The organism is Paenibacillus sp. FSL E2-0201 (genome assembly GCF_037963325.1).
GTDB lineage: Bacteria > Bacillota > Bacilli > Paenibacillales > Paenibacillaceae > Paenibacillus_AQ.
Map to the genome: position 1 here is coordinate 5,053,944 of NZ_CP150154.1, position 16,306 is coordinate 5,070,249.

16 protein-coding genes and 2 tRNA genes are annotated in these 16,306 nt (G+C 45.1%); 2 read left to right on the forward strand and 16 right to left on the reverse strand.

Translation table 11 applies throughout. The features are described from left to right. Nucleotides 1-13: 13 nt before the first annotated feature. Entirely contained in the window at nt 14-469 is a 456-nt protein-coding gene (locus NSU15_RS22865) for a GNAT family N-acetyltransferase (protein WP_339287643.1), read from the reverse strand. Nucleotides 470-601: 132 nt separating this feature from the next. Between NSU15_RS22865 and NSU15_RS22870 the strand changes: the two genes are divergently transcribed. Both NSU15_RS22870 and NSU15_RS22875 read left to right on the forward strand, forming a co-directional pair. After that, on the forward strand, nt 602-895 hold the full coding sequence (locus NSU15_RS22870; RefSeq protein ID WP_339291434.1) for a tyrosine-type recombinase/integrase: 294 nt from the start codon (nt 602-604) through the stop codon (nt 893-895). Further along, complete coding sequence (locus NSU15_RS22875) at nt 886-1,197, forward strand: hypothetical protein (protein ID WP_339287644.1); 312 nt, start codon at nt 886-888, stop codon at nt 1,195-1,197. Before NSU15_RS22870 ends, NSU15_RS22875 begins: the two co-directional genes overlap by 10 nt. A 107-nt stretch (nt 1,198-1,304) precedes the next feature. Here the strand turns inward: NSU15_RS22875 and NSU15_RS22880 are convergent. From NSU15_RS22880 to lspA, 15 genes are all read right to left on the reverse strand, one after another. Further along, nucleotides 1,305-1,378 (reverse strand) — tRNA-Ile (locus NSU15_RS22880). Between the two features lie 44 nt (nt 1,379-1,422). Next, a tRNA-Met gene (locus NSU15_RS22885) sits at nt 1,423-1,499 on the reverse strand. An 82-nt stretch (nt 1,500-1,581) separates the two neighbouring features. Next, nucleotides 1,582-1,746, reverse strand: a complete 165-nt coding sequence (locus tag NSU15_RS22890) for a hypothetical protein (protein WP_019909365.1) — start codon at nt 1,744-1,746, stop codon at nt 1,582-1,584. Between the two features lie 112 nt (nt 1,747-1,858). Next, nucleotides 1,859-3,346 carry an extracellular solute-binding protein gene (locus NSU15_RS22895; protein ID WP_042130191.1) on the reverse strand — a complete coding sequence of 496 codons (1,488 nt, stop codon included), beginning with the start codon at nt 3,344-3,346 and terminating at the stop codon, nt 1,859-1,861. Nucleotides 3,347-3,914: 568 nt separating this feature from the next. Further along, complete coding sequence (gene pyrE, locus NSU15_RS22900) at nt 3,915-4,553, reverse strand: orotate phosphoribosyltransferase (RefSeq protein WP_042130193.1); 639 nt, start codon at nt 4,551-4,553, stop codon at nt 3,915-3,917. Then, nucleotides 4,550-5,296, reverse strand: a complete 747-nt coding sequence (gene pyrF / locus NSU15_RS22905) for an orotidine-5'-phosphate decarboxylase (RefSeq protein ID WP_339287645.1) — start codon at nt 5,294-5,296, stop codon at nt 4,550-4,552. Before pyrF ends, pyrE begins: the two co-directional genes overlap by 4 nt. A gap of 110 nt (nt 5,297-5,406) precedes the next feature. Continuing rightward, a complete protein-coding gene (gene carB / locus NSU15_RS22910; protein WP_042130197.1) occupies nt 5,407-8,634 on the reverse strand; it encodes a carbamoyl-phosphate synthase large subunit in 3,228 nt (1,075 codons plus the stop codon). A gap of 1 nt (nt 8,635) precedes the next feature. Further along, the gene (carA, locus tag NSU15_RS22915; protein ID WP_042130198.1) at nt 8,636-9,814 is read right to left on the reverse strand and encodes a glutamine-hydrolyzing carbamoyl-phosphate synthase small subunit; all 1,179 of its coding nucleotides are present in this window, start codon (nt 9,812-9,814) and stop codon (nt 8,636-8,638) included. 118 nt (nt 9,815-9,932) lie between these two features. Continuing rightward, entirely contained in the window at nt 9,933-11,216 is a 1,284-nt protein-coding gene (locus tag NSU15_RS22920) for a dihydroorotase (RefSeq protein ID WP_042130200.1), read from the reverse strand. Between the two features lie 110 nt (nt 11,217-11,326). Next, nucleotides 11,327-12,232 carry an aspartate carbamoyltransferase catalytic subunit gene (locus tag NSU15_RS22925; RefSeq protein WP_339287648.1) on the reverse strand — a complete coding sequence of 302 codons (906 nt, stop codon included), beginning with the start codon at nt 12,230-12,232 and terminating at the stop codon, nt 11,327-11,329. Nucleotides 12,233-12,236: 4 nt separating this feature from the next. Beyond that, nucleotides 12,237-12,800 (reverse strand): bifunctional pyr operon transcriptional regulator/uracil phosphoribosyltransferase PyrR, encoded by a 564-nt coding sequence (gene pyrR / locus NSU15_RS22930; protein ID WP_042130202.1) that lies wholly within the window; start codon nt 12,798-12,800, stop codon nt 12,237-12,239. A 271-nt stretch (nt 12,801-13,071) separates the two neighbouring features. Then, complete coding sequence (locus NSU15_RS22935; RefSeq protein WP_339287650.1) at nt 13,072-13,227, reverse strand: hypothetical protein; 156 nt, start codon at nt 13,225-13,227, stop codon at nt 13,072-13,074. 4 nt (nt 13,228-13,231) lie between these two features. Next, entirely contained in the window at nt 13,232-14,485 is a 1,254-nt protein-coding gene (locus NSU15_RS22940) for an LL-diaminopimelate aminotransferase (RefSeq protein ID WP_339287652.1), read from the reverse strand. A gap of 207 nt (nt 14,486-14,692) precedes the next feature. Further along, complete coding sequence (locus NSU15_RS22945; protein WP_339287654.1) at nt 14,693-15,664, reverse strand: RluA family pseudouridine synthase; 972 nt, start codon at nt 15,662-15,664, stop codon at nt 14,693-14,695. Further along, nucleotides 15,657-16,169: a signal peptidase II gene (gene lspA, locus NSU15_RS22950; RefSeq protein WP_339291435.1), complete on the reverse strand. Its 513-nt coding sequence runs from the start codon at nt 16,167-16,169 to the stop codon at nt 15,657-15,659. Before lspA ends, NSU15_RS22945 begins: the two co-directional genes overlap by 8 nt. Between the last annotated feature and the right edge of the window lie 137 nt (nt 16,170-16,306).

Consider the following 16,306-nt stretch of genomic DNA (forward strand, 5'->3'; position numbering starts at 1 on the left):
ATGTTGCGATAAATTACTTTATAGTGTCGTGCTCATAGATTTTGGTGGGTCTTCCCCATTCGAAATTATCCAAACCGATTTCTCTGAATCCGTATTTCTCATAGTAACGAATATGGTCAGTCGTTATATAAACCTTCGTATATCCCAATTGCCCCACCATTTTTCTGGCATGCTCCAACAATACTGAACCTAAACCTTGCCCTCGCTCATTCTCGTCAATGAACAAAGGAGCAATCCATGGCGATAAATCTTTTCGAATTATATATTCCTGTTCAATCAATTGATAAAATCCAATTATTTTGTCGTTTTTTAATAGCAGAAATGTTAATGGCAAACCATCTTCAGCCGATAAACTCTCGTCAATTTTAGGGAGTACCACCTTCTGTACGTTTGGCCATTTTTCTTTAACATATTCAACAAACTCTATATGACGCTCTGGACAATCTATTATAGATTTAATAGCTTGCATTAAGTCACTCCTTCATAAATACGGTTCTTGATGAGTATCACCTTCAAAAAAGGTGCTTTCAGATTACACCTTATGTTAACTGCGGGAAACGGAAAGTTTAGTTTAAGTTAAACTATACTGCCTGTTAGCTTGATGAGGCGCCGCCAGTCTATTGTGTTTTCATTGGCAATTTATACTGGAATGAGACGTGGTGAAATCCTTGGACTTCGCTGGGGTGATATGGACTTCGAAAAGAAGGTGTTCCAGACAGCCAACTGGACACGTGATGGTTTAGTCATTCAACGTCCGAAAACGAATGATTCCATACGACGGGTAAAACTTTTTCAGAATATTATTGATGACCTTAAGGAACGCTACCAGCAAATCGAGGCTTATAAAAAAGAATATGGAGACTCATATGAGGATAATGAATTAGTATGTTGCTAGCTGGCGGAGGTTATATAAAGCCAAAACGAATTACTGAAGGTATGTTCATACTTGTTCGTAAAGCAGGTGTCAAAAACATTAGATTCCACGACCAGCGACATACACATGCATCATTCTTATTGGCGATCGGAATAAATCCAAAGGTAGCTGCTGAACGACTGGGTATGACTCCAGCGATGTTCAACGAACGATACTCACACCTACTCCCAATCATGCAGGAAGAGGCCATTGACAAAATTGAAGCAGAACTGAATAATACGCTGAAAAACAGCTCGAAACTGCAGAAAAATAATTCACGTTAGCAAATCCGTTAGCAAACTTAAAATCCCGGCCTTTCCCCATCCTATTTTCGTTATCACTAATCCTATAGACAGCAAAAAACCCTTACAAAGTAAGGGTTTTCTCTAAGTGGGCCCTGAGGGACTCGAACCCCCGACCAATCGGTTATGAGCCGACCGCTCTAACCAACTGAGCTAAGGGCCCGGATCTAAAAATATCCGAATGTACAATTGCTGTTGTAAATAAATTGGTTGCGGGGGCAGGATTTGAACCTGCGGCCTTCGGGTTATGAGCCCGACGAGCTACCGGGCTGCTCCACCCCGCGTCAGAAAAAATATTCAAACAGCGACAATAAATAATATACATTACAAATTGGGTCTACGTCAAGGAAGAATTTATAAAAGTTCTTAAGGCAGAAATCTAACTCCGTACCTTCCCTTACGGGATCGATAAATTTCTACAAAACGCGGGTCATGATAACCGTAAATCCAGCCATCTTGCTCCAATCTTTTAGCCAAACAACCTGCTTGAAATCTGGTCCTGAACAGTTTCGCGAAGTATATCCAATTCATGATGCCCTCTTCTCCTTTTCGCAAATTTATGATACACCGCTCTGAACTTATCATGCCCAAGTTCCACAAAATAAGCCACCAGAAAACTGGTGGCTTAGGGCATATTTCAGAGTCATTCAGCGATCGATTCGAAATAGACCGCGGGATCTTTTTCAAGTGTATCCAGCATGGTATTTCCTTGCTTCTCCCAAGCTTTGAGCGCACTCTCGACCGTTTTCTTCCCCTGATAGACATCAATGAATAATTGCCGCCCAACATCGCTAATTCGGCTAATCCCAGGCTTCTGCATCTGTAGATTGATCAATAAAGGATCCGTTGCAGGTAATGGTCGAAGCGTATAAAAAGCTTCCAAATTTACAGAAGGGGTCTGAGCGGTAATATAATCCTTGCGGGAAGTCAGTTCACTCTTGTTATGGGCTTTAATTTTGGCAACCTCATTACTGTTGACGAACTTAATCAAATCCCAAGCATCTTCTTTATTAGTAGCCGTAGAACTAATAGCCATCATATTCCCAAGCCATGTTCCAATAGCAACACCAGGCTTTTCTTGATAAGTGGGTACATTAACAACCCCCCATTTGAAAGGATGGTAATTCTTGATCTTAGCAGCATTACGCTCCACTACCGCCAGATCATTGAGATAGCCGTATTCCCCAACGACCATTGCCGCTTTTCCTGCGAGGAATAAATCCCCTTGGATTGGACTATAGCTATCCCCTTCTGTTCCTGCAAAATCCAACCCATTTAACCCAGGTACAATTTTCTTTTTAACCAACTGACTGTAAGTAGTCCAAGCCTGATGCCATTGTGTAGTATTTACAGTCATATGCTGACCTTTATTATCGTACATTGTAAGTTCTAGCGGTGCGACGTAGCTCTGCATATCCCAGAATGGATCACTTAAGTAACGGTTCATCGAGAACCCATATATCTGTGTTTCTTTATTTGTTGATCTCTTCGTCACCTTATCTGCCAGCGCAAACAGTTCATACCAAGTCATCTTGTCCGTTGGGTAGCCGACACCAGCAGCATCAAAGATTCCCTTATTATAAAATAGCGCACTAGATGAGAAGGTCGGCGCCAACGCAAAAAGACTTCCTCTTCCTAGCTCACGAACTCCATTCAGCGTTGTAGGCGCTATATTGCTTAAATCATACTGATCACGCGCTATAAGCGGCTCCAGCGATTGGACAAGATTATGATCTACCAAACTCTTCACTAATGCGCTATCACCGACAATCACATCAACAGGCTTATCCCCGCCCATAATCGCACGGATATTCTCTAAATTATCAGAGCTTGTGTCTGTGGAGGTGTTAATGTACCGAAGCTCATTCGTATCTATGGCCGGAATAATCTCCAACTTGATCTCTGGATGCTGCAATTCATACATATCCGTAAACTGCTGACGAAAAAAAGAATCGTCCTCCCCAGACCATAGACTCCCAATACGCAATACACGCTGCTCCGTTGAAGCCTTAGAAGGCTCAGCCCAAGCTGTATTCCACCCATCTGATATTAGTGGTAGTAACAGCGCAGCACATACTCCAAAGCTTAACCAGCGGCGCCACAGTCGCTTATTGTTGTTTATATGATTCATTATTGTATCCTCCTATAAAATACTTGATCCTTCTACAACTTATGGATAAATAATCCATAATGCTAGTAACAGTATAAAGCTTTAATCCGGAGGGGAAGTTACAGGTCGTTTAAAGTTATACTACGATTTCTTCATATTATTCCTATAAAAATGTTACTAGGAGGTTTCAAAAGGTGCCGTTACCTGCACAATTCCACCCTCTGCGACTGGATAGTTGCACTTTCTGCATCTATTAGTGGTGATTAAGTTCTGTTTCTACTTTTAAGTGCACTCTATGCAGTTAAAACACGTTACTAAGAGCTTCCGGCGAATAACTAGCTGATTATAATTGCATAAAGTGCAACTATAGTGCCCGTTCCACTAAGGGAAGTTAGTTTAAGTGCACGAAGTACAACTATTGGTGTCTGAGATGAAGGAGCGATATAAGTGTCAAGACATAGAACAACTGTGCATTGAGCTACTGTGACATAGATCAACGGTATGCAGAGCATCTGTGCAGTTAAAAAAAGCCCCCCACTATAAAGTGAGAGGCTCGCCAAAACAAAACTATACTCAATTTATTTAAAAATTAAACACCAAATGATGACGGATCTTTTCTCCAAGACTTCAGTACTTCTACGTCTGTCGATTCAATTTTGCCTTGTGCAAGAGCCACATCAATCAATGTGCTGTAATTGGACAAGCTTTGTAATGGCATTTCAGCTGCAGCAAAAGCATCCACTGCACGATCCAGCTCATAGCTGAAGATTGCAAGTACTGCTAATACTTCTGCGCCTGCTTCTTGCACGGCCTGAGCGGCTTTAATGGAGCTTCCGCCAGTGGAGATCAAATCTTCAATAACAACTACCTTTTGTCCCGGCTTAATCAGTCCTTCGATCTGATTCTGCTTACCGTGGCCTTTAGCTTTATCACGGATATAAGCCATTGGCAGATTAAGTTTATCTGCTACCCAAGCCGCGTGTGGAATACCTGCGGTTGCTGTACCTGCGATCACTTCAGCGTCCGGATACTCGCTCTTAATAAGCTGTGCGAAGGCATCTGCAATATAGTTACGAACTTCTGGGTAAGCCATAGTCAGACGATTGTCGCAATAGATCGGCGATTTGATACCAGAGGTCCATGTAAAAGGCTCCTGTGGACGCAGTGCTACTGCTCCAATCTCCAACAGATAACTTGCTACTTGTTCGCTTCTATTTAATGTGCTCATGCTAGGGTCATCTCCTCAATAATGTTTAGTGCTGCTTGACGTGGATCTGGTGAAGCTGTAATCGGCCGTCCTACAACAAGGTAATGGCTACCCTGACGAATGGCTTTTCCAGGTGTCATAACCCGGGACTGATCGTCCAGAGAAGCACCTGCAGGTCGAATACCTGGTGTAACCGTGCAAAATGCTGGGCCGCAAGCTTCTGCGATAGCTGCAGATTCTTGTGGTGAAGCCACTACGCCGTCTAGACCTGCATCGGCTGCCAGCTTAGCGTATCTTACCACAGTATCCGCTACCTCACCTGCGATCCCAATTTCATTATTCATCACTTCTTGACTCGTACTGGTTAGCTGGGTAACTGCAATAATCAAAGGCATCTTAAGTGCAGCATTAGCACTGATTGCTGAAACCGCTCCTTCACGTGCTGCCGCCATCATAGCTGTGCCCCCTGCCGCATGTACGTTAAACATATCAGCGCCAAGAGTAGTAAGACTTTGAGCGCCACCTTTGACCGTGTTAGGGATATCATGCATTTTCACATCGACGAACACAGAATAGCCACGAGATTTCAGCTCTTGAATAAATTCAGGTCCTGCCGCATAGAACAACTGCATGCCTACCTTCATATAGCAAGGAATGCCTTCAAGCTTATCGATCAAGGCTCTTGCTCCAGTCACATCAGGATAATCCAAGGCGATCATCAGTCGATTCGCCATTGCTTTCCACTCTACATCTCCAACTCCCATAACCATGCTCCTATCCAGTGCAGACTACATCCACACCCTTTATTTATTAGACCCTAGGCATAGCGGAACGGTCTGCGTAAACGCAAACCGCCCTATGCATCTTTATGAGATTAGTTCAATTGTCCGACAAAAGCAGGCATGGACTGTGACGAGAAGTTAATCGTCTGCAGCATTCTGAGAAGTGCAGTTACTGTATCCAGTGAAGTCATACATACGACGCCATTCTCAACCGCTTCACGGCGGATACGGAATCCGTCACGTTCTGGTGTTTTGCCTTTAGTCAGTGTATTAAAGACGAAGTTGGCTTGCCCGCCACGAATCAAGTCGAGAATGTTTGGCGCACCTTCATCCAGTTTATTCACATTCATTACGTTGAGGCCTGCTTCTTCAAGCGCTTGTGCCGTGCCTCCAGTAGCAATGATTTTGTAACCCATGGAGTGGAAGCCTTTCATAAGTTCTACAGCTTCTGCTTTATCCTTATCCGCCACCGTAACGATGATAGCGCCTGTAGCTGGAATTTTCATCCCTGCTCCGATCAGACCTTTGTATAAAGCTTTGGCGTACAATTTATCACGGCCCATAACTTCACCGGTTGATTTCATTTCAGGTCCGAGTGTAGGTTCTACTCTGCGCAGTTTAGCAAAAGAGAACACCGGCACTTTAACCGATACATAATCGCTTTCCGGCCACAAACCTTCTGTATAACCGTCATCCTTCAGCTTGCTGCCCAGAATGATCTTGGTTGCCAAATGCGCCATTGGGATTCCTGTCACCTTGCTCAGGAAAGGAACCGTACGCGAGGAGCGCGGATTTACTTCGATTACGTACACTTCGTTCTGATAGATAACAAACTGGATGTTAACCAGTCCAATCGTCTTCAGTTCCTTAGCGATCTTGATAGTGATTTCGGCAATTTTCGCTTTCAGACCTTCATCCAGATATTGCGGAGGATATACAGCGATGGAGTCACCGGAGTGAACACCTGCACGCTCGACATGTTCCATGATACCTGGAATAACTACTGTCTCACCGTCACAAATCGCGTCTACCTCAACCTCTTTACCTAACATGTAACGGTCAATCAATACCGGATGCTCTGGATTCACTTTCACCGCTTCTACCATGTAGCTGAGCAGTTCAGTATCGTTATATACAATTTCCATTGCACGTCCGCCTAGTACGTAGGAAGGACGAACCAGCACCGGATATCCAAGGGATTGTGCAGTTTCTACGGCTTGATCCACGTCTGTAACTGTCTTACCCTTCGGTTGAGCGATATCAAGACGAGCCAGCAATGCTTCGAATTTCTTACGGTTCTCAGCTTCATCAATGCTGTCAAGACTAGTTCCGAGAATCTTCACACCAGCAGCACTTAGAGGTGCCGCAAGGTTAATCGCAGTCTGACCACCGAATTGAACGATAACCCCAATCGGATTTTCTTGTGCAATTACGTTCATAACATCTTCGAAGAATAGTGGTTCAAAATACAACCGGTCCGAAGTATTGAAGTCTGTAGATACCGTCTCAGGGTTATTATTGATGATAACCGCTTCATATCCAGCCTTCTGAATAGCCCATACTGCATGCACTGTAGAGTAATCGAACTCAATCCCCTGACCGATCCGGATTGGACCAGATCCCAGCACAATAACCTTTTGCTTGTCAGAATGAATGACTTCGTTCTCAGTCTCATAAGTCGAGTAGTAGTAAGGTGTAGTAGCTTCGAACTCAGCCGCACAAGTATCTACCATTTTGAACACAGGTGTTAAACCTTGCTCCAAACGTAGCGCGCGCACATCCGCTTCTTTAGTAAACTTGCCGTCCGCTTGTCCTTCTGCACGAATCTCAGCAATTGCACGGTCTGTAAAGCCCTTGCGTTTCGCTTGGTATAGAGTTTCCGCAGACAACGTTTCTTCACCGCGAATCACATCTTCAAAGTTAATCAAACCTTCAATTTTGGAGAGGAACCACCAGTCTACGTTCGTAATATCCTGGATCTCTTGCAACCCGTAACCACGACGGAAAGCTTCAGCAATCAGGAACAGACGCTCATCGTCAGGCTTCGCAAGACGTTCACGCAGTACGCTCTCTTCCAATGTCTCTGCACCTGGCAGACGGAAACGGTGTACACCAATTTCCAAGGAACGAATCGCTTTATGAATCGACTCTTCAAAAGTACGGCCGATCGCCATTACTTCGCCTGTCGCTTTCATTTGCGTACCCAGCTTACGGTTCGCGTGAATGAACTTGTCGAACGGCCAGCGTGGAATTTTACTTACGATATAGTCAAGTGTAGGCTCGAAGCATGCATAGGTCTGTCCGGTAACCGGATTGATGATTTCATCCAGCGTGTAACCCATTGCGATTTTGGCAGCCATTTTGGCAATTGGATATCCAGTTGCTTTGGAAGCCAAAGCCGAGGAACGGCTGACACGCGGGTTTACTTCGATTACATAATATTGATAGCTTTGTGGATCAAGTGCGAACTGTACGTTACATCCACCCTCAATATTCAGGGCACGGATGATTTTGAGCGAAGCTGTACGCAGCATTTGATATTCACGATCTGACAACGTCTGGCTAGGTGCCACAACAATACTGTCACCTGTATGTACGCCTACAGGATCAAAGTTTTCCATGTTGCAGACAACGATACAGTTGTCATTAGCATCACGCATAACCTCATATTCAACTTCCTTCATGCCGGCAATACTCTTCTCAACCAGACATTGTCCGATCGGGCTATAACGAATACCTGCTTTGACGGTTTCACGCAGTTCTTCTTCGTTATCGCAGATCCCGCCGCCTGTGCCGCCAAGTGTATAGGCTGGACGTACAATCAGAGGGAAACCAATTTCCTCAGCGAATTTCATTGCTTCATCTACAGTAGTAATAATCGTGCTATCTGGTACAGGCTGTTCCAATTCACGCATTAGATCACGGAACAAATCGCGATCTTCTGCTTTCTCGATGGAATCAAGCTGTGTACCAAGAAGCTTAACATTCTCTTGCTCAAGTACACCTGCACGAGCCAATTCTACAGCCATGTTCAGGCCGGTTTGACCGCCCAGCGTTGGAAGCAAGCCATCCGGACGCTCCTGGCGAATAATCGCAGTTACGAATTCAAGCGTAATAGGCTCGATGTACACTTTATCTGCGATATTTGTATCTGTCATAATCGTTGCTGGATTGCTGTTAATCAGTACGACTTCCACGCCTTCTTCTTTAAGGGCTTGGCAAGCCTGAGTTCCTGCGTAGTCAAACTCCGCGGCTTGACCGATGACGATCGGTCCGGAACCGATCACTAGAATTTTTTTAAGCTTATCGTTCTTTGGCATGTTATAGAGCTCCTTTCACGGCTTCAAGCTGTAAGTTAGTTTTTGGCGCCGTGATTCTGGCGTTTGCCGCAAGTTGTGCTTGACGTGAAACAACAGGTGTCTTAGCTTTATGATCTGCAATCATTTGCAGGAAACGATCAAATAAGTAGCTGCTGTCATGTGGTCCTGGCGCTGCTTCCGGATGATATTGCACCGAAAATGCAGGGTAACGGGTATGTTTAATTCCTTCAACAGTCTTATCATTATTATTAATGTGAGTAACTTCTAGTTCAGTGTTCTTCACAGATTCCTCATTGACGGTATAACCATGGTTCTGGGAAGTGATGAAGCAGCGTCCGCTTTCCAGTTCCTTCACAGGGTGGTTCCCACCGCGGTGACCGAATTTCAGCTTCTCTGTATCTGCTCCGCAAGCCAGCGCAAACAACTGATGACCTAGGCAGATACCGAAGATCGGATATTCGCCAAGCAATTCGGAAATCGTCTTGACAGCATGAGGCACATCTTTCGGGTCCCCAGGGCCGTTAGACAGTAGGATACCATCTGGGTTCAGACGGCGAACTTCTTCCGCTTTTACATCATGTGGTACAACAACAACATCACAACCACGGTCGTTAAGTTCACGTAGGATACCAGCTTTTGCACCATAATCCACAAGCACAATTCTTTCTTTGTTGCCTGGGCTGCTGTACGAACTTGCAGTTGATGTACGAGCTACCTGATTGCGCAATTCCTCAATCGTAGTATTTCCCATCATTTCCATCAGTTCCTCTACACGTTTGTTAGAGGTAGTCAAGATTGCTTTCATTGTTCCGTAGTGGCGAATAATCCGAGTCAACATCCGAGTATCAATCTCGCTGATCCCAGGAATATCGTATTCTTTCAGCAAGTCGTCCACACTATATTCAGCACGCCAGTTACTAGGAACTTCTTCATGACGACGCACTACAAAACCGTGTACGAAAGGTCGAACCGATTCAAAGTCATCCCGTGTAATCCCGTAGTTCCCGATCAATGGGTAAGTCATTGTAACGATTTGTCCGCAATATGAAGGGTCAGACAGCACCTCTTGATATCCTGTAATTCCTGTATTAAAAACAACCTCGCCTGTCTTTTCGCCCTCAGCGCCAAATGCGGTACCTGTAAATAAAGTTCCGTCTTGCAGCAGCAATCTCGCCTGCATTCCATTCCACTCCTTCATGTTTCTGTAGTCTAATGCTTATGCCTTACAAGCCTTCCGGAGTGTACGTATATTCAATCGCTGCATCCATTAAGATCAGCAACTCCGCCCCACCGGTCCGCTAGTTTTTCTCAGTCCATACGGCTTTGCCGTCTACCCATGTCATTACTGGCCAGCCCTTAAGCTTCCAGCCACCAAAAGGAGTATTCCGTCCTTTACTTGCGAAAGATCCTGGGTCTACTTCTTTCTCTTGCTCCAGGTCAATCAGTGTCAAATCTGCAGGAGCTCCGATATCCATCACACCGGTGTTCAGTCTGAATACCCGTGCAGGGTCAGCGGTCATTCTTTGTACTAGTAAGGATAAATCCCATTTTCCGGTTGCTACAAATGCTGTGTACAGTAGTGGGAAAGCTGTTTCGAATCCTACGATACCAAAAGGTGCAAGTTGCATGCCTTTAGCCTTCTCTTCCTCACTATGCGGAGCATGGTCCGTAACGATCATATCTAGTGTGCCGTCAAGCAAACCTTCGATACATGCCTCAACATCGCGGCGGGAGCGTAGCGGCGGGTTCATTTTCCAATTCGCATCTAGGCCGGGAATATCTTCTTCAGAGAGCAGCAAGTGATGCGGACACACCTCAGCAGTAACTTTAATGCCGATTTCTTTCGCTTGGCGAATCAATCGCACCGATTGTTCAGTACTTACATGGCATACATGGTAATGAACGCCTGTCGCTTCAGCCAGCAAAATATCGCGTCCAACATGGATGGCTTCCGACTCATTTGGAATTCCTTTGAGGCCATGCTTTCTTGCGAACTCACCTTCGGCTACACAGCAGCCTTCAACCAGTGAGTTATCCTCGCAGTGAGCAATGACTGGCATATCGAGCGATGCTGCGATGTTCATTGCATCTTTCATCATTTGAGCACTTTGGACGCCCACGCCGTCGTCGGTGTAACCGATAGCTCCAGCTTCTTTAAGCGCCGCAAAATCAGTCAGCTCACGTCCGAGCTCGTTTTTCGTAATGGCTGCATAAGGAAGCACTTTAACAAGTCCTGCTTCACGCGCTTTGTCTTTCACAAATTGTACGATTTCCGGCGTATCTGTTACCGGACGGGTATTAGGCATACAAGCGATGGTAGTAAATCCGCCTTTGGCAGCCGAGCGACTTCCGGTTTCTACGGTTTCCTTGTGTTCAAATCCCGGTTCGCGTAAGTGCACATGCATATCAATGAGCCCTGGAATGAGCAGCTTGCCTTCTGCATCAATGATCTCTCCCGCTTCTGGAGCAGCTTCATTTCCGTCGATTATGGTCGAGATAACACCTTCTTCAAGTACAATATGTTTCCGCTCTAACAAGCCTTCCTCATTCAATACACTGGCGTTTCTAATAATCACTGTCATGATTCTACCTTTACCCTCAGATCCCAGCTGCGGGCCCTCTCATCATTATATAATAAAAATTCATGTTTGTGTATATTTATTAGTCCTTATACATCATCATTCTTAGAAATTTATAGTAAAGCTCTTTCGAGAACTGCCATCCGAACCGGCACCCCATTAGACATTTGCGGGAAAATCCTTGATTGACTGCACTCTACAACTGCATCATCAATCTCGACATTCCGGTTAACCGGTGCTGGATGCATAATGATTGTATCTTTTGCAAGCTTAGCCGCGCGTTCTTCCGTTAAACCATAATGTCTGCGGTAATCCTCTGCGGAAAGTACGATTCCGGAAGAATGGCGTTCCAGCTGCACACGAAGCATCATGACTACATCTGCTTTAAGGGCTTCCTCTATAGTTACATAAGGCGCGTATTCCATAAGCTCAGGAGCCTTCATATTCTCCGGTGCACAGAATTGCACTTTAGCTCCCAGCTTTGTGAGTCCCCATAGATTGGAGCGCGCTACCCGGCTATGCATGATGTCCCCGATAATAGAAACCGTGAGACCCTTTAAATCTCCAAACGTTTTAGTCATGGTGTAAAGATCAAGCAGCGCTTGTGTTGGATGTTCATTGTTGCCGTCGCCCGCATTAATAAGCGGTATGGACACCTTCTCAGCTAACTGCTGCAGCACACCTGCAGGCTTCAAACGCACAACTCCGGCATCGATCCCCATCGATTCCAGTGTGCGTACTGTATCGTAGATCGACTCCCCTTTTTCTACACTAGAAGCTGCAGCCGTAAAATTAAGTACTTGTGCACCCAGTCGTTTCTCTGCCATTTCGAAAGAGAAGCGTGTGCGTGTGCTGTTCTCAAAAAACATGTTAGAAATAAAATGCGAGTTCAAAATGGGAGTTAGCTTCTCACTTTGATTGTCCCAGTACGCTGTTCTATCCAGCAATTGGGTGATTTCCGACCGATCAAGCTCTTTTATACCCAGCAGACTACGTTCCTTTACCTTGGTAAGTGTCATGATGTTATCGTTCCTCCCGGTTTGAAATAATGTAGACCTCGTCTTTGCCGTCGTATTCCTTCAGCGCCACTTCAATCTGCTCATGCTTTGAGGTAGGTACATTCTTACCGATGTAGTCCGGCCGGATTGGCAGCTCGCGGTGTCCACGGTCAGCCAGTACTGCCAGTTGAATCATTCGTGGGCGTCCGCAATCCATCAAAGCATCCATCGCCGCGCGGATCGTGCGTCCGGTGTAAAGCACATCGTCGAACAAAATGACCTTCTTATCATGGATGCCATCACTGCCAGAAGTAATAATGACGTTACTCTTCACTACCGCTTCACTGCCTCCTACTTCACGGTCATCCCGATAATGTGTGATGTCGAGTTCGCCGTAAGGAATCTCGACGCCTTCAATTTCCTTGATACGCTCAGCGATGCGCTGTGCCAGATATACGCCTCTTGTCCGGATACCCACCAGTAGACAATTCTCAATTCCTTTGTTTTTCTCCAAAATCTCATGAGCAATACGGGATAATGCCCGGCGGATCGCCGTTTCGTCCATAATTACATTTTTCTCAGTAACCATAATCTTGTCACCCTCCACTTGTTTCGCCTATTCAAGTTCCCGGAAATCAAAAAACTCCTTGCCTATAACAGGCAAGGAGTGAAATCCGCAGATGAAGAAGATGATGGCCGCGCGCATAAAAAGACAGTCCGGTGTATACACACGGATACCTTTCTAAGAGTCGCGAACCTCGATTCACGTTACCTTGCCAGCCTCACAGGACTGAATTAAAGGCGCTATTCATTTAATGAGAATTATGACAGAACAAACCCTGCATGTCAACTTTATCTGCCTAAACTACAACACTTTCCAAACTTGCTTCTATTAACAACAAGAGGAAGCCATAACGATGGATATTGCTTTTATTTCCGTATTTTCTTCCTGGATTAACTTCTAACATAAAGAAAAGCCGCCCAAGGTTAACCCAGGCAGCTTCAATTTCTAACAATTAATTAAAATTCAAATTCCACATCGCTTAGGCGTCTTTGGATTTCAGAAATGACACGTCTTTCTTCCTCTTTCCCTTTAGCAATAAAGGTAACGGAGAAACGTACAAACGGACCTGCATCATCCCAAGGCACAGTGGAGATTAGCTTCTCACGGATCAGGAATTGCGAGAAATCTTCACCAGATTCAAAACGGCGGCCGCCTTTGACACCTTTTGGCGCAGCAACATAAAGGAAGAAAGAACCCTTTGGTTTCTCAGCTTGGAAGCCGAGGCTGTTCAGTGCATCAACCAACAGGTTATGACGACGAGAATACTTGGCCGCAATCGCTTCAGTAATCTCTGGATGAGCAAGACCGTAAGCCGCAGCTTTTTGAATCGCAATAAATTGACCGGAATCATTATTATCCTTCACATCACTGAAGGCTTTAACAACTAAAGGATTCCCGGCAACAAAGCCAATTCTCCAGCCTGTCATATTGTAGGATTTGGACAAGGAATGCAGTTCCACGCCAACATCCTTCGCACCCGGCACAGAGAGGAAGCTAAGTGGCTTCAAACCATCATAGGTTAAAGCCGCATATGGCGCATCGTGGATAACGACTACATCATATTTTTTAGCCCATGCAACGACTTCAGCAAAAAATTCAGGAGTCGCGCTAGCGCCCGTTGGATTGTTTGGATAGTTCAAGTAAAGAAGCTTAGCTTTATGAGCAACTTCTTCTGGAATTTCGTTGAGATCTGGAAGGAATTTATTCTCCTTCTTCAGTTCTACTGTAAACACTTGTCCACCCAAGTATTTAGTATGTGTACCCAGCACTGGATAACCTGGCACCGTCATGATCGTAATATCTCCCGGATTGATAAAGCAAGAAGGCAACATCGCCAGCGCAGGTTTAGATCCGATAGAGTGAACTACCTCTGTAACAGGATCAATACCTTCCACACGAAATACTTCCCGCAAATATTCGGCAGCGGCTGTCTTAAACTCAGCAATTCCATTGTCCGCATAACCACGGTTTTCTTCCTTAGCTGCTTCTTCAGCAAGCTTAGCCACGATACCGGCATCAGCCATCTCATCCGGCTCGCCTACGCCCATGTCGATCAATTCAATATCAGGAAAATCCTGTTTAGCGGATGCTTTGGCACGTTTGATTTTCTCGAATTTATAAATCGAGGTATCTTTGCCATAGTTCGCACCACCGATGCGGTCTGCAAAATTAGTCTGAATGAAGCTGTCTTGGTATTGTTCAATACTCATACTTTCATCTCATCTCCTGGCTATCTATTCTAATTTCAGAAGAAACGGCTTCGCCGTCCCTTGGATGGCTTATGTTTCTAGAGATCCGTTTCTGTGATAAAAAATAAGGATAAAGAATAAGGCATAACCTTCTCTTTATCCTTATGTTATTAAATATGATGGAAAGCAGAGTTCAATACCATAGACTATTTATCACTTCATTTGTACTTATCTGCTGCGCAATGCGAGTAGAACTTCTTCCATGTCTTCCGGAATAGGTCTGCTGAATTCTTTATATTCACCTGTCGTAGGATGAATAAATCCAAGCACCGCCGCATGTAATGCCTGTCCATTCATAGTTGTTCCCTTGCTGCGACCGTAAACCGGATCGCCCACAAGCGGATGACCTATGAATTTCATGTGCACTCTGATCTGATGCGTGCGACCAGTCTCTAGCTGCAACTCCAGCAGTGTACATTCGCCGAAACGCTCCATCACCGTAAAATGGGTCACAGATTTCTTGCTGTTCTTTTCCGTTACAGTGTATAGCTTGCGATCATGTGGATCTCTACCGATCGGAGCGTCAACCGTTCCTTTGTCATGCGACAAGTTGCCGTGCACAACAGCTATATAGCGGCGTGTTACACTGTGCTCTTTAAGCTGTGCTGCGAGCGATGCGTGACTGGCATCATTCTTAGCCACCATAATAAGACCAGAGGTATCTTTATCAATACGGTGGACAATACCCGGACGAATCTCACCGTTAATACCGGACAGATCCTTGCAATGATACATCAGTGCATTCACCAAAGTGCCTGACGGATGACCAGCTGCTGGGTGCACAACCATTCCACGTGGCTTATTAATCACAATGACATCGCTGTCTTCGTATACAACTTCAAGAGGAATATTCTCTGGGATCAAGTCCGTCACTTCTGCTTCTGGTACGACAATGGAAACTTTATCGCCTTCTGAGAGCTTATAGTTAGCTTTAACCGGTGCCCCATTAACCGTAACATGCCCGCCACTGATCCACAGCTGTACCTGAGAACGAGAAATATCCTCTTCCCAAGATTCCGTAATATATTTATCAATTCGCTCCCGCGCGTTCTCCGCCGAAACGGTCCACTCCGTGACGTCCCTCTCTTCTTCGCTCGTAGATGCCGCTTGGTGATTGACGTCTTTACTCAAATCATTCATTCCCTTCTTTTACTTCCTTTGCTTCTTTTACTTCTTTGATTTCCGTGATTTCTTCACCATTCTTAAGATCGCGGAAGGAGTCCAAAAGTATCAACCCAACCCCAATGACGATACATGAATCCGCAACGTTAAAAATCGGGAAGCTATAGCTTCCAAAATTAAACAGAAGGAAATCGACAACCTCACCACTGATCATCCGGTCTAGGAAGTTACCAATCGCCCCACCCAGAACAAGCCCAAGGGCAACCGATAGCATCTTCCGCGAATGTCTAGTTTTGTTCAAGTACCAAACGATACCTGCAACCACTACAACCGTAACTAAAAAGAAGAACCATTGCTGACCTTGTAGAATCCCAAAAGCAGCCCCGCGATTACGATGTGAGGTAATTAGGAAGAAATTCCCGATCACCGAAATCTGTTCCCCAAGCTCCAGACGTGTGGCAATGAGATACTTCGTTCCCTGATCCACCAAAAATACAATAAGAGCAATCAAATAGTACACCACAGAAGTTGTCACTCCGTTCTTATTTTTCCCGCCAAATGCGGTACGAATACTGTTATAAGACTTGTATATTGTAGCACAGCCCTTAGAAGATCGTCTATTGCGTGACACCTCTCGGGCGCTTAATCTTGGGGACTATT